At 61.6% G+C, this 14,088-nt stretch carries 10 protein-coding genes and 1 other annotated feature; of the genes, 5 read left to right on the top strand and 5 right to left on the bottom strand.

Translation table 11 applies throughout. The features are described from left to right. The first annotated feature begins 97 nt into the window (after positions 1 to 97). A complete protein-coding gene (locus H7B90_RS03350; RefSeq protein ID WP_185134462.1) occupies positions 98 to 1,573 on the top strand; it encodes an extracellular solute-binding protein in 1,476 nt (491 codons plus the stop codon). A gap of 241 nt (positions 1,574 to 1,814) precedes the next feature. Here H7B90_RS03350 and H7B90_RS03355 read toward each other — a convergent pair whose 3' ends face one another. The 4 genes from H7B90_RS03355 to H7B90_RS03370 form a co-directional block, all read right to left on the bottom strand. After that, positions 1,815 to 2,876 carry a Gfo/Idh/MocA family protein gene (locus tag H7B90_RS03355; RefSeq protein ID WP_185134463.1) on the bottom strand — a complete coding sequence of 354 codons (1,062 nt, stop codon included), beginning with the start codon at positions 2,874 to 2,876 and terminating at the stop codon, positions 1,815 to 1,817. Between the two features lie 479 nt (positions 2,877 to 3,355). After that, positions 3,356 to 4,930 carry an FAD-dependent oxidoreductase gene (locus tag H7B90_RS03360; RefSeq protein WP_185134464.1) on the bottom strand — a complete coding sequence of 525 codons (1,575 nt, stop codon included), beginning with the start codon at positions 4,928 to 4,930 and terminating at the stop codon, positions 3,356 to 3,358. A gap of 22 nt (positions 4,931 to 4,952) precedes the next feature. Beyond that, the gene (locus H7B90_RS03365) at positions 4,953 to 5,777 is read right to left on the bottom strand and encodes a sugar phosphate isomerase/epimerase family protein (RefSeq protein ID WP_185134465.1); all 825 of its coding nucleotides are present in this window, start codon (positions 5,775 to 5,777) and stop codon (positions 4,953 to 4,955) included. A gap of 192 nt (positions 5,778 to 5,969) precedes the next feature. Then, entirely contained in the window at positions 5,970 to 7,049 is a 1,080-nt protein-coding gene (locus H7B90_RS03370) for a hypothetical protein (protein WP_185134466.1), read from the bottom strand. 280 nt (positions 7,050 to 7,329) lie between these two features. Beyond that, positions 7,330 to 7,609 (top strand) — a binding site (T-box leader). 57 nt (positions 7,610 to 7,666) lie between these two features. Here H7B90_RS03370 and ileS point away from each other — a divergent pair. Together ileS and H7B90_RS03380 are read left to right on the top strand one after the other, a co-directional pair. Continuing rightward, complete coding sequence (ileS, locus tag H7B90_RS03375) at positions 7,667 to 10,762, top strand: isoleucine--tRNA ligase (protein ID WP_185134467.1); 3,096 nt, start codon at positions 7,667 to 7,669, stop codon at positions 10,760 to 10,762. Positions 10,763 to 10,846: 84 nt separating this feature from the next. Continuing rightward, positions 10,847 to 11,260, top strand: coding sequence for a DUF5665 domain-containing protein (locus H7B90_RS03380; protein ID WP_373315939.1), 414 nt, complete (start codon positions 10,847 to 10,849; stop codon positions 11,258 to 11,260). A 52-nt stretch (positions 11,261 to 11,312) separates the two neighbouring features. On the opposite strand, the gene H7B90_RS03385 is transcribed toward H7B90_RS03380, so the two are convergent. After that, positions 11,313 to 12,050 (bottom strand): TraR/DksA C4-type zinc finger protein, encoded by a 738-nt coding sequence (locus H7B90_RS03385; RefSeq protein WP_185134468.1) that lies wholly within the window; start codon positions 12,048 to 12,050, stop codon positions 11,313 to 11,315. Between the two features lie 277 nt (positions 12,051 to 12,327). Here H7B90_RS03385 and lspA point away from each other — a divergent pair, with 277 nt between their 5' ends. Together lspA and H7B90_RS03395 are read left to right on the top strand one after the other, a co-directional pair. Next, on the top strand, positions 12,328 to 12,879 hold the full coding sequence (gene lspA / locus H7B90_RS03390; protein WP_185134469.1) for a signal peptidase II: 552 nt from the start codon (positions 12,328 to 12,330) through the stop codon (positions 12,877 to 12,879). Then, positions 12,818 to 13,837 carry an RluA family pseudouridine synthase gene (locus tag H7B90_RS03395; protein ID WP_185134470.1) on the top strand — a complete coding sequence of 340 codons (1,020 nt, stop codon included), beginning with the start codon at positions 12,818 to 12,820 and terminating at the stop codon, positions 13,835 to 13,837. The genes lspA and H7B90_RS03395 overlap by 62 nt, the downstream gene beginning before the upstream one ends. The last annotated feature ends 251 nt before the right edge of the window (positions 13,838 to 14,088 follow it).

A 14,088-nucleotide genomic window follows, 5' to 3' on the forward strand; every position in this document is an offset into this window, starting at 1 on the left:
CTCGTTGATGCTTGCGGGAGGTGATGTCGGCACGACGGTTCGGCAATCGGCAAATCGCGACAATCGGCCCATACCATGAAAAACGGAGGTTGAAGGCATGATCAGAAAAATAGCGGCAATCTCTCTGGCGGGCGCATTGACCCTCTCCCTGGCGGCCTGCGGCGGCAATTCGGGCAATGAAGGGGGATCGGGCTCCGATAAGCCCGAGCTGAAGATGCTTCTTCAGTACGGCCGCTTCGATCCGAACGAAGACTATGCGGCCAAGGCGATCTCGCGTCTGACCGGCTACCCGGTCCAATACGACATGCTGCCGGCCGAGGAAGCGGACCAGAAGCTCAATCTGCTCGTCGCCAACAAGGAGCCTTACGACCTGATGAAGCTCAGCGCCCCGCAATTTTACAATCTGGCCAGCACCGGAGCGCTCGAGCCGCTCGACGATCTGATCGAGAAGAACGGTCCCGACATCAAGAAGGCGATCTCGGGCGTCGCGTGGGAGAGCGCCAAGCTGAACGGCAAAATCTACGGCGTCCCGGAGACCGGATCGGGCATCGCGATCAGCGAGGAGCTCGTCGTGCGGCAGGATTGGCTGGATGAGCTTGGGCTGAAGATGCCGACCAACCCCGACGAGCTGTACACGGTGCTAAAGACGATCAAGGAAAAGAAAAACGTCATTCCGCTCACGGCGAGCAAGGACGCGGTCAGCGCGCTGCTCGGCGATATCGCGGCGGCGTTCGGCGTGACGACCGATTGGGTCGACCAGGACGGCACGCTCGTTCATCAGGTCGAGACGCCGCAGATGAAGGAATACCTGGCCTACATGAACAAGCTGTACGCGGAAGGGCTGCTGGACACGGAACTGCCTCTGAACACGGCGGCCAAAATGATGGAGAAATTCGCGAACGGCCAGGCGGCGATGTTCAAGATTGCCTGGTACAACGCGCCGAGCACGATCAAGGCTCTGGAGAAAAGCGATCCGAACGCGAAGCCGGCGCTCGTGCCGTTCCTCAAGGACATGAACGGCAAGGCGACCGTCTACGCGGCGAGCGGCACCACCTGGTACGCCGTCGTGCCGAAGTACGCGAAGCATAAGGAGGACGCCGTCAAGCTGCTGAACGCCAAGCTGTCGCCGGATATTTTCAAGGAGCTGGCGATCGGCCAGGAGGGCGTCCACCATGAAGTAAAGGACGGCAAGTATTATCCGATTCTTCCCAAGTTCACCGACGACCTGAACAACGCGAGCAACTACATGACCGGCGTCGACGAGACGAACTATCCGAACTACTGGCAAGCCCGCGTGCGCAAGGATCCGACCCTTCAATCGTACTTCGAACAGATGCAGGCGAACGCCGAAGGGCTGATCGTAACCGACCCGATCGCGCTGGCACCGCCGATTCCGCAGGTCGCGGAGAACAAGCTGAACCTGCTGCAGCTGCAGATCGACGAGATGCTGAACTTCATCACCGGCACGGAGCCGCTGTCCGACTACGACAAGTTCGTGGCCAAGTGGAAGGAGCAAGGCGGTGCCGAGATGACCGAAGGCGCAAACGAATGGTATAAGAGCTCGAAGAAGTAGAGTAAAGAGAGAGGACCGCGGGAGATATAGAAGGTTAGGTGGAAGGCCGCCTCTAACGTCATGAATATGGCGTGGGAGGCGGTTTTTCGGTTTGTTGGGAGGACAATGAGATACATTTATTAATAGCTTGAGTTTGATCATTTAATTTCAAACTTTCGGGAATAAAAACGGGGCAGTCTCGCGCGGCCGTTGCGACCGTCGGAGACTGCCCGCTGCCGTATCGTCTTAGGTTCTCTTAATGTTACTCGAACACGACTTCTTTGCCCAACTGGGCCGATTCATAGATGCCGCACAAAATCTTCATCATCTCGACGCCGTCCTCGACCGGGCTGAGCGTCTCTTTGGCGCCTTGGCAGACGGCGATGAAGTGATCGATCTCGGCCTGGAAGCCGGAGGCGAAGTCGAACGACAGATGGTTGATCTGAGGTACCGCGTTCAGCATGGTGTCGCTCTTCTCCAGCACGAACGTCAGTTGCGGCTCGAGCTCGACGCCGCCCTTCGTGCCGTACAGCTTGACGGTCAGCTCGTCCTCCTTCGCATGCAGGGAGAAGCTGACGTCGACGAGCAGGGAGGCGCCGTTCTCGAAGCGGATCATGGCGTTGGCGAGATCCTCGACCGTATTGTGGTCGGGACTGTAATCCGCGGCCTTGTAGCTGGCGAAGTTGCGGATGTTGGCGCGGTTGCCGAGCTTGTGATAAGCGTTGCCGCTGACCGAGCGGACCTTCGGACGGCCCATCAGGTACCAGCATAGGTCGATGACATGCACGCCGACATCGATCAGCGGGCCGCCGCCGGAGCGCTCGACATCGCCGAACCAGCCGCCGGGGTTGCCGACGCGGCGGATGCAGGAGGCCTTCGCGTAGTAGATCTCGCCCAGTTCGCCGTTCTCCAGGAACGAGCGGACGATGCCGGTGTTCGATCCGTAGCGGCGGACGAAGCCGACCTGCAGCTGCTTGCCCGAGCGGCGGACGGCAGCCTCGATCTCGCGCGCTTCCTCCACCGTTTTGCACAGCGGCTTCTCCACGAGCACATGCTTGCCGGCATCGAGCGCCGCGATGCTGAACAGAGCGTGGGTATTGTTCCAGGTGCAGACGCTGACCGCCTGCACGTCGGGATTTTGCAGCATGTCCCGGTAGTCGGTGTAAACGTTCGGAACGCCGTATTTCTCCGCTTTGGCGCGGGCGCGTTCCTCGTTGAGGTCGCACACGGCGACGATCCTGGCGTCCGGATTGTTCTGATACGACTTCAGATGCATCTCGGAGATCGTTCCGAGACCGATGATGCCGATGCCGATTTGACTCATTCGTAACCCTCTCCTTTAAAAGTGATAAGAGGCAGCGGATGAATGGCGGATCAGGTGAGCAGCGGGACGGCGGCGTATCGTTTCATACGATTTTTCGCCCTAATAATGGATGCTGATTCGCATTCCAGCGCTTTTTGAACGATTTTTCGTACAAACGATAAGGGATTCTTTCCAAATGGGTCGGTTTGTACGAAATTTCGTATAAATCGGCTGCCCGGAATCGATTTTTCGATCAACTTGTACGATATTTCACACAAAATCGAGCAATGGGCCGAGTTGTCGGACTAGCTTGTATGAAATTTCGTACAAACGACGAGGCTCCCTACGAAGCTCCTTGCCGCAACATCGTCTTGCCGCAACATCGCCACATCGCCGCAACATCGCAACATCGCAACATCGCAACATCGCAACATCGCAACATCGCTACATCGCTTCATCGCAACATTGCCCTCCATCGCCCTACGTAGCCCTCCATCGCCCTACATCGCGCGCAGCGACGGCCAGCGAAGCTCGACGCCGGCGGCGGTCAGCATGCGTTGGAACGAGGCCAGCTCCTCCGGATTGGCGCGGACGGCGCTCGGGCCTAGATCGCGATCGAGGCAGTAGGCCGCGCACCAGCCGGCGGCTTCGCCGATGTTCCATTCGACCGGGTGCAATCGGTAGCAGCCGTTGGTGATGTGGGTGGAGCCGATGTTCTTGCCGGCGGCGAGCAGGTTGCCGACCCGCTGCGGGATGAGCGCCCCGAGCGGGATCTCGAACGGCAGCGCGGCGATATCGATGTAGGGCCGCCCCTCCGTGCTCGGATGGAGGTCGATCCGGTAGCAGCCGACTCCGACTGTGTCGGCGAACGCTTCGGCCTTGCCGTTCGGCCGGCATTCCGGCGACACGTGCTGCTCCAGCACCGTGAATTCGGCGCGAATCCGCCTCGACTCGCGAATGTACGGGTACATCGCCAGCCCGTCTTCGGTGCCGACGATGTCGGGCCGCAGCCGCAGACCGGGATAGCCTAGGCCGCCGTCCGGCCGGGGAGCTTCCGTCTGCAGCCAGTACAGCAGCGAGCAGCTCAGCTGCTTCGCACTGTACAGGTGACGCTGGCGCTCTTCCTCGGGCACGTCGATGATCGAGCCGAGCCAATAATCGTTCTGCGGCCAATTGACGAGCGTGATGTCGCTGCGGTACAGCTCGCTTGCGAAGCGGTCGCGCGCCGCGATCTGCCGGTACTTGAACAGCGGCAGGGAGGAGCCGCCGGGGAACAGGTCGTACGCGATCGGCGCCATCGTCGCGGGCCGGACGCCGGTCATGCTCAGCAGCCGTCCCGGCCAGAAATCCGGCGCATACTCCCGCCAGAAATCGTATTGCTCGGGCTTGGCGATAACATGGTTCTCGCCCTCGAGATAGTCCATGGCGAAGCAGTAGGTGAACCCCTGCATGTCCTGCGGCCGAGCTTCGCCCTCTACGGCGTGGGGCTCGCCCGTCTGCGCCTGCGATTCGGCGCCTGTCACGTATTCGACTCCCGCCAGCGGCAGCAGATCGCCGCATTCGGTCGCGTCAAGGTAATACGCGCCCGTCAGGTGGGCGACGTCCCCGCTGTCCAGGCTGCGAACGTCGACGGAGACGATCGCGTCGCCGTCCAGCTCGGCTCGGACCGGCGCATGGCGCAGCAACACCGTAATCCGGCCGCTGCTTACATAAGGCGCCAGCATCCGCTCGATGACCGCGAGCGCCACCCGCGGCTCATGGCAGAGCCGGCTGACGAAGCCGCCTCCCGGATTGAGCTCTCGGTTGGCGCGCGCTTCGGCGGTCAACGGATAATAATCCCGGTAATACTGCCGCACGCCGTCGCGGAACGCGCGGTAGCTCGCCGTGCAGCCGAACGATTCGATCCACGGATGCTCATCCGGCGGCACGGCCTGGCTCGTCAGCTGTCCGCCAAGCCAGGAGGTTTCTTCCGTCAGAATAACGGTGCGGCCGGCGCGGGCGGCGGCAAGCGCCGCGGCGCAGCCTCCCGTCCCGCCGCCGATGACGACGATGTCGGCAACGAGTTCGCGTCCCATGGCGATGGCGATCTCCTCCTATTCAGCCCGGAATGAGAGACTGGAAGTATTGATAGCTCGCCCGGACGCCCTCGGCTTCATTGCCGGTGCCTTCGTATTCGAGCACGTATTCGCCGGAGTATCCGGATTCCCGGAGCCGCCGAACGATCGCGTCCAGCTGGACCTGCCCTTGGCCTGCCGCGGTTCCTTCGAATTTGCTTCCGCCGAGCGAGACGTACCGCCCGGCAGGGTCTTTCGCGAAGTCCTTGATATGAACGTGGCCGACCCTGGAGATCAGGACGTCGAGCGCCTGCAGCGGTTCTTCGTCAACCAAGAGGAAATTGCCGGTGTCGAAGGTGCTCTTCAGCGCCGGGGAGCCGACGCGCTCCAGAATATCCAGCACCTGGCTCCCGGTGCCGGCCAGCTTGCCATGGTTCTCGAGGCAGAGCGTTACGCCTTCCGACGCCGCCGTCGCCGCGGCTTCGCGCAGCCCCTCGACGATGAAGCCGAGCGCCGAGTCGAACGCGAAGCCCTCGTTCAGGTTGCCCGAGAAGACGCGAATCGTCCGGGTGTCCAGCGCCAGCGCGATCGGGATGGCGTCCGTGATTTGCCGCAGCGCGGCGTAACGTTCCGCCGGATCGGCCTTGACGAGATCGTTGGCGACGGCATAGCTGGCTATCCGAATCCGATGGGTCCCGGCGAATTCGACGACCTGCGGCAGCTCCGATTCGACGTCTCGCCAGAACACGTCGAGCAGTTCGACGCGACGAATGCCCTCCCGTCGGCAGTAATCGAGGAAGTTCAGAACCGTCCACCTCTCGGCGCGTACGGTTCGGTGCAAACTCCACATGCTTAAAGCGAGTTCCATGGTTAAGCCTCCTAATCTCAGGATTGAATGCGCCTGCGAAGTTCAAGTTCAGTGTAGAAAAGCCGGGCGAAATGCGGTAGGGTGCAGCGATGACCATTTCTGGTAGTATGATGCGGTGTCGCGGGGAGAGGCCGATAGAAAAAGGAGCCGCGCGGTTCGCGGCTCCCGGTATGCAGCCTTCCCGGCAGCTAATTAGCGAAGCTTGGGCTCGTTGGTGAAGTAGAGGTTCTGCGCTCCGGCGGAGCCGCCGACGAGGCTCGTTCGCACTTTGATTTCCCGTTCGCCGGCTCCGAGCGTAAAGCTCTTGAAGTTCCACGCATCCGTGAACTTCAGCCAGCCGGAATTGAGAATTTCGTGCTTCCACTGCAGCGTGTAGTTCCCGTATCCGCCCGGCGGATTCAGATACATGTTGATCGTCTTCGGACCGAGGTCGTCGTTGATATAGTCGAACGTCCAATGATACAGTACGCCATAATTGCCGTTGTTGATGACTTCCTTGCCGTCGACCGCGTTCCATCCCGTCTCGTATTCGCCGGGCATATCGTCCTTCCACTTGCCGGAGGCGGCCGAATCGATCGGAAGGTACGCATTCCCCATCGAAGTATGGTACGTCAGCGTGCCGAGCCGGTCGAAATGCGGGAACGTGCCTCTGACTTGCGGTCCCCTCGCCGGCAAAACCTCGACTTGCTCCGGATGCTCGGGCTTCTCGCCGTAATTAAGCACAGTCACTCGGACCTCGGCAGGATCGTTGCCGCGCTGAGTCGCGGCGTAGAACTGGGCAAGGCCGCTCGTAGTCATCCCGGGCCCGGTCGGAGCTTCGAGAAAGTAGCTTTCTCCCGGGGCCAAGCGGGCAACGGGCTGTGTCCTGCCGTACGTCTTCAAGAAGTCGGCCAGCGAATTTTGCCCGGCTTCCGTGACATACTGGCTGGTGGCCACTCCTTGTCCATTCGAGAGAAGCCGGACGGTCTCCCGCGAGGCGTTCGTGATCGCCACCGCTACCGTCGACGGAAGAACGCCTTGATTCTGGTGGTGCCAGAACACGCGGAATTCTCCTTCCGCCGCGTCGCGGTAGAAGGCTCCCGGCTCGGTGAACGGTTCGGGGTCGTCGCTGAAGATCAATTTGCCGCCGACGGGGGTCAGAACGGGTTTGTCCAGCTTGAGGGCGGGCTTCAAGTCCGCGACCGGCACGACGGTCCCTTCGGCGCTTGCGGCGGTCATGCCTGTCATGACACCTATCAAAGCAACGATCGATAACGCTTTGAGCTTAATCATGAACAACCTCCTCCTGAGTCGCGAATGAATGAGAATCGTAGTCGAGCCATGCCGGAACCCAAATCTGCGATCGTATCCGTTGCCGTTCGACGATCACCTCCGTTATCGGCGAGGTTGCATGCGATGGTTCATGTCCAGTGTAAAAAAAGCGCTGCGGTATGCGGTAGGGTGCAGCGATGACTATTTTTGGTAGTTCGATGCGGTAATCGCGTATGGATTTTGTAAAATAGAATTGACAAAAGGGGTTTTTATCATTATAAAAAAGGGAAGAACAATAAGATGAATGTCCTTGACGGGAACAAGTGCCCCATGAGCGGATGCCCAGAGAGCTGGCGGCCGGTGCGAGCCAGCGTGAGGCGAAGGCGGCATATCCTCCCCGAGACGGCAAGCCGAAAGGAACGGACGGAATCCGTCCGATTAGGCGAGCCCGGAACCCTTCCGTTAACGGGGCGGCGCCTGCGGAACGTTGAACCGCATCGCGCTCTCAAGTGCCGATTCCAATCGACTGCCGTCGCCGAATCGGAACAAGGGTGGTACCGCGAGTCGAACTCGTCCCTTTACGGGGGCGGGTTTTTATTTTTTTATCGACAGAGGACACGAAAGGAAGCGACGAGACGATGAATCGCGTAGACGTCAAAGAGAAAGCGCGCTCCCGCGAGCTGCGCGTATTGGACAAATGGAACAAGGAGAACACGTTCCGCAAGTCGATCGACAACCGGAGCGGGGCGAAGAACTTCGTCTTCTACGAAGGCCCCCCGACCGCGAACGGCAAGCCTCATATCGGGCACGTGCTCGGCCGCGTCATCAAGGACTTCGTCGCCCGCTACAAGACGATGTCCGGCTACCGGGTCATCCGCAAGGCGGGCTGGGACACGCACGGCTTGCCCGTCGAGCTCGGCGTCGAGAAGCAGCTCGGCATCTCCGGCAAGCAGGAGATCGAGAAGTACGGCGTGGAGCCGTTCGTCGTCAAGTGCAAGGAGAGCGTGTTCGAGTACGAGCGCCAATGGCGCGAGCTGACCGAAGCGATCGCCTACTGGACCGATCTCGACGATCCGTACATCACGCTCGACAACCGCTACATCGAGAGCGTCTGGAACATCCTCGCGACGATCCACGACAAGGGGCTGCTGTACCGCGGCCACCGCGTCAGCCCGTATTGCCCGGATTGCCAGACGACGCTCAGCTCGCACGAGGTCGCGCAGGGCTACGAGGACGTCAAGGATTTGACCGCGACGGCGAAGTTCAAGCTGAAGGACAGCGGCGAGTACGTGCTCGCGTGGACGACGACGCCGTGGACGCTGCCGGCGAACGTGGCTCTCGCCGTCCATCCCGACATCGAGTACGTTCGCGTCCGCCAGGAAGGCGAGACGTACATCGTTGCCGGCACGCTCGCCGACAAGGTGATGAAGGGCGAGTACGAGACGCTCGGAACCTTGAAGGGCAAGGAGCTCGTCGGCCGCGCATACGAGCCGCTGTTCTCCTACGTGCCGGTGGAGGGAGCTTATCGCGTCATCGACGGGGACTTCGTCACCGATTCGAGCGGTACGGGCATCGTCCACATCGCGCCGGCGCACGGCGAGGACGACTACCGCGTCTCGCAGAAGCACGGCATCCCGATGCTGCAGGTGGTGAACGGCGCGGGCCGCTACATCGACGCCGTGACCGATCTGGCCGGCCGGTTCGTCAAGGACCCGGACGTCGACGTGGAGATCGTGAAGAAGCTGTCCGAACGCGGACTGCTCTACCATAAAGAGAAGCACGAGCACAGCTACCCGTTCTGCTGGCGCTGCAAGACGCCGCTGCTCTACTACGCGACGGAGAGCTGGTTCATCCGCACGACCGCCGTCAAAGACCAATTGATCGCCAACAACAAGACAGTCCAATGGTATCCGGAGCATCTGCGCGACGGCCGGTTCGGCAAGTTCCTCGAGGACCTGGTCGACTGGAACATCAGCCGCAACCGGTACTGGGGCACGCCGCTCAACGTCTGGACCTGCGAGACGTGCGGCAAGGAGAAGGCTCCGCACAGCCACGCCGAGCTGCGGTCGCTGGCGATCGGCGACGTCTCCGAGGATCTGGAGCTGCACAAGCCGTACGTCGACGACGTGCACCTGCGCTGCGAGTGCGGCGGCGTCATGAAGCGGACGCCGGAGGTTATCGACGTCTGGTTCGACAGCGGCTCGATGCCGTTCGCGCAATACCATCATCCGTTCGGCGACGAAGAGAAGTTCAACGAGCAGTATCCGGCGGACTTCATCTGCGAAGGGATCGACCAGACGCGCGGCTGGTTCTTCAGCCTGCTGGCCGTGTCGACGCTCTATAACGGCAAGGCGCCGTACAAGTCGGTCATCTCGACGGGACACGTCCTGGACGAGAACGGGCAGAAGATGAGCAAGTCCAAGGGCAACGTCATCGACCCTTGGGACATCATCGAGGAGTTCGGCACGGACGCGTTCCGGTGGGCGCTTCTCGCCGACAGCGCTCCTTGGAACAGCAAGCGGTTCTCCAAGGGCATCGTCGCGGAAGCGAAGTCGAAGGTCATCGACACGCTCGTCAACACGCATGCCTTCTACGCGCTGTACGCGTCGATCGACGGCTTCAAACCGGAGGAGCATCCGTCTCGCGAATCCGACAACAAGCTGGACCGCTGGGTGCTGTCGCGGCTTCACTCGCTCGTCAAGGAAGTGTCGAGCGGCCTCGACGCGAACGACTTCCTGAACCCGGCCAAGTCGATCGAGACGTTCGTCGACGAGCTGTCGAACTGGTACGTCCGCCGTTCGCGCGACCGGTTCTGGGGCAGCGGGCTCGGCGAAGACAAGGTGTCGGCGTACCAGACGCTGCGCGAAGTGCTCCTGACGCTGGCGCGCCTGCTGGCGCCGTACACGCCGTTCGTCGCCGAGGACATCTACGGCAACCTGGGCGGAGGCGAGAGCGTCCATCTGACCGACTATCCGGCTTATGACGAGGCGAAGATCGACGCGAAGCTGGAGCGCGACATGGAGACGGCGAAGAACATCGTCGAGCTCGCGCGCAACGTGCGCAACGAATCGGGCATCAAGACGCGCCAGCCGCTCTCGGAGCTGCTCGTCTCGCTGAGCGGGGAGTTCGACGTGGCCGGCTACGAGGACATCGTCAAGGACGAGATCAACGTCAAGCGGATCACGCTCGTCACCGACGACAGCGGCTTCGTCGACTTCACGCTGAAGCTGAACCTGAAGCTGGCGGGCAAAAAATACGGCAAACACGTCGGCCCGATCCAAGGCGTCCTGAAGGGACTGTCGGCCGACGAAGCCCGCAAGGTCGTCGCGGACGGCAAGCTCGCGTTCGTCTCCGCCGAAGGAGAGGCTCTCGACGTGTCGCTGGAAGAGCTGCTCGTCGAGAAGCAGGCGAAGCCGGGCTTCGCATCCGCATCCGGCTACGGCCTGACGGTCGCGCTTAACACGGACATTACGCCGGAGCTCGAGCAGGAAGGGCTCGTGCGCGAGGTAATCCGCGCCGTGCAGGACACGCGCAAGAAGCTCGACCTGCCGATCGAGCAGCGCGTCGGCCTCGTGCTCGACGTAGACGCCGAGACGGAAGCGGCGCTCAAGGCGTTCGACCATGTGCTGCGCGAGAACGTGCTCGTCAACGAGGTGACGTTCGGACGCACCGAAGCGACGGAGACGGTTCAAGCCGGCGACAAGACGATCGGACTCGCGATCGTGGCGAAGTAAGGATGGTAAAAAGCGGCTGCCCTTGGGAAGACTATTCCCGAAGCAGCCGCTTTTTTTTTGTCTGGGGACGGAAGGAGGCCTATCGTGACGAAGCGCAAAACCGGAAGGCGCGATCCGGCGCCGAATCGCCCGGCGCCGGATCGCCCGGCACCGGACGGTCCGGCCGCGGGAGCCGGGGAGATCGCCGCGGAGGCGGGAGCGCTCAGGGGCACTCTCGAGTTCCTGGCGGAACGGATCGACCGGCTGGCCATCGATATGGAGAAGGCGGAGCTCAAGGAATACGTGAATCTGATGCGCCACCCGTGGAGCTTGATCTGGCGCAACTTCGTCTCCGGCCTGACGAGGGGGATCGGAATCGCGCTCGGCTTTACTTTTTTCGCCGCGACCATCGTCTGGCTGCTGCAGCTGCTCGGGGCGCTCAACCTGCCGATCGTCGGCGACTACATCGCCGACATCGTCCGGATCGTACAGCGGCAGCTGGAAATCAATCCATATTGACGGCATTGGGCGTAAAAGAGGGGACCCGCGTCAAGGACGGGCGACGACAAGATCAGCTCCACTCGTCCCCGAGCTCGTCCGGCTCCAGCAGGGGATCGCCTTCGCGGTTCGCCATATACCGATGGTAGGCGCGGTTGCGCACGACGCTGATGTCCCGGCCGGTAATGTCGGTGGCGAGGAAGCTCTCGAGCGGTTCCACGAAGCCGTCGTTCTCGTCGGATTCGATCGCCATGCTGTCGTAATCGTCGATGTTGTTGCCTTCGGCCATGGCCGGGCTGTTGGACGAGCCCCATGATTCCACGATCTGCCAGGCGTCCTCGCCGTCGAAGCCGTTCTGGTCTCTCTGGTCGTCCATGCTCGTGCGGCCGAACGGCGGGTGCTCGAACGATTCCTCGACCGGGCGTCCTTCCTTCTCGCGCTGCCTCGGCTCATGCTCCAGGCAATAGATGGCCGTCGGCAGCGCTTCGAGCCTCTCCGCCGGAATGAACCGCCCGCACGCCGCGCAGCGGCCGTATTCGCCCGTGTCCATCCGTTCGAGGGCGGCTTCGATGCGCTCCAGGCGGAACGCCTCGTTCTCCAGGAGGGCGATGTCCTTGCCCCGCTCGAACATCTCCGTCCCGGCGTCGGCGGGGTGATTGTCGTTGCTGGACAGATCGCCCGTCGCGTCGCGGTAGGAATTCGTCAAGCCGAAATGCCCGTTCTCGCGCGCGCGCCGTTCCGTGTCGCTCTTGTCCTGCAAGAGGCGTCTGCGCAGCGACTGCAGCCGTTCTTCCGTTAACGGGAGGGTCATCGGTTCCACTCCTTGTAGGTTGATGGGTTCGTCCGCTTCGCCGGCGGCCGCCGGCTTCGGCCGATCCGATCCGGTGATTCCGGCTTGGCCCGGCGCGATATCCGGCTGGCGGCGGTTCGACTACCGGATAGTGTCCGTCGGCGGGAAGGAAAGTATGAATGGAAGGCGAGGGAAGGACGCTCCCGCGCCGAACGCGTCCCGCGTGGACGGTCGGTCCGCCGTTATGGTAAAATCATCAGGATGGAATTTTACCGTTTGAAAGGCGGCTCATAATCTTATGCAACGTAGGCAACCGGGCATTTGGATTTATTATTTGACGGCGGTTATCGTGTTCGCGCTCGATTACGCTTCGAAGAAGATCATCGCCGCCACGCTCGAATTGGAGGAGCAGATCCCGGTGATCGGCAACTTTTTCCTCATTACGTCCATTCGGAACCGCGGCGCCGCCTTCGGCATCCTGCAGGAGCAGCGAGCGTTCTTCATTCTGATCACGATCGCCGTCGTCGCCGCCATCGTCTGGTATCTTCAACGGTCCTACAAGCAGGACAGGCGCCTGCTGATGTTCGCGCTGGCCATGGTGCTCGGCGGGGCGGTAGGCAACTTCCTCGACCGGGCCATCTACGGGGAAGTGGTCGACTTCCTGCAGCTGAACTTCGGGTCGTACACGTTCCCGATCTTTAACCTCGCCGATTGCGGAATCGTATGCGGCGTGGCGCTTATTATATTGGATTCGCTTCTGTCGAGCGGCAAGGAGAAGAAGGATAACGATGAACACGGAGAACAGCCCGGAGAACCTTCCGGAGAACAAGAACAGCCTACCGCTCGTTGAGCTTGAAGGGGACTCGCCGGATTCGGACGCAGCGGACGGCACGATCGCCTGGACGGTGGAGCCGGAGAGCGGCGGAGAGAGAATCGACAAGCACGTGACGGACGGGCTCGGGGAAGGAACGGCCTCCCGCTCCCAGGTGCAGGAATGGATCCGGATCGGCGCGGTCACCGTGAACGGCAAGGCGGTCAAGCCGAACGCGAAGGTGGCGGCGGGAGACGAGATCGAAGTCCGCATCCCGGAGCCGGAGCCGGTCGAGGCGCTGCCGGAGAACATCCCGCTCGACGTCGTGTACGAGGACGCCGACGTCATCGTCATCAACAAGCCGCGGGGCATGGTCGTCCATCCGGCCGTCGGCCATTCGAGCGGCACGGTCGTCAACGCGCTGCTGTATCATTGCCGCGACTTGTCCGGCATTAACGGGGTGATGCGGCCGGGCATCGTGCACCGCATCGACAAGGACACGTCCGGCCTGCTCATGGCCGCGAAGAACGACCTGGCTCACGCTTCGCTCGCGCAGCAGCTGAAGGACCATACGGTTCTGCGCCGTTATTACGCCTTGGCGTACGGCGCGCTGCCGCACGAGCGGGGGACGATCGACGCGCCGATCGGCCGGGACAAGCACGACCGCAAGATGTTCGCGGTCACCGACAAGGGCTCGAAGCGGGCGGTGACGCACTTCGCCGTGCTGGAGCGGTTCGACGATTACACGCTCGTCGAGCTCCGGCTCGAGACCGGACGGACGCACCAGATCCGGGTGCATCTGAAGTACATCGGCCACCCGATCGTCGGCGATCCGATGTACGGGGGACGCGCCGGCCGGACGCTGGGCATGGTCGGCCAGGCGCTGCACGCGGGCGTGCTCGGATTCGTCCATCCGCGGACGGGGGAGACGCTCGAGTTCAGCGCTCCGCTGCCCGCGGACATGGAGCACGCGCTGTACACGCTGCGCACTCGGTAAGGCGCGGCGGAAGGCGGCAATAAGGCGGGGCAAATCGCGATTGGGCGGTTTTGCCCGTTTTTTCGTTTTTCTGCGAAGTCCCATTCACTAACGAAGCCTATCCCGGGATAATTTCGAATCGTACATGTGTATGAAAAATCGAAATAAAGATCGCCTCAAGAAAGCACGCAAAAGCACGCAGTTTGTTTTGTGTGAAAAATCATACAAATTCTACCTTGTATGCTAAGAGCAGCTCCTGGATTAGGGGTTGC

Source organism: Cohnella xylanilytica, from assembly GCF_014212175.1.
Classification (GTDB): Bacteria; Bacillota; Bacilli; order Paenibacillales; family Paenibacillaceae; genus Cohnella; species Cohnella xylanilytica.

Coding starts and splice junctions, on each gene's coding strand:
- H7B90_RS03350 (WP_185134462.1), top strand. CDS start 98: ATGATCAGAAAAATAGCGGCAATCTCTCTGGCGGGCGCATTGACCCTC.
- H7B90_RS03355 (WP_185134463.1), bottom strand. CDS start 2,876: ATGAGTCAAATCGGCATCGGCATCATCGGTCTCGGAACGATCTCCGAG.
- H7B90_RS03360 (WP_185134464.1), bottom strand. CDS start 4,930: ATGGGACGCGAACTCGTTGCCGACATCGTCGTCATCGGCGGCGGGACG.
- H7B90_RS03365 (WP_185134465.1), bottom strand. CDS start 5,777: ATGGAACTCGCTTTAAGCATGTGGAGTTTGCACCGAACCGTACGCGCC.
- H7B90_RS03370 (WP_185134466.1), bottom strand. CDS start 7,049: ATGATTAAGCTCAAAGCGTTATCGATCGTTGCTTTGATAGGTGTCATG.
- ileS (WP_185134467.1), top strand. CDS start 7,667: ATGAATCGCGTAGACGTCAAAGAGAAAGCGCGCTCCCGCGAGCTGCGC.
- H7B90_RS03385 (WP_185134468.1), bottom strand. CDS start 12,050: ATGACCCTCCCGTTAACGGAAGAACGGCTGCAGTCGCTGCGCAGACGC.
- lspA (WP_185134469.1), top strand. CDS start 12,328: ATGCAACGTAGGCAACCGGGCATTTGGATTTATTATTTGACGGCGGTT.
- H7B90_RS03395 (WP_185134470.1), top strand. CDS start 12,818: ATGAACACGGAGAACAGCCCGGAGAACCTTCCGGAGAACAAGAACAGC.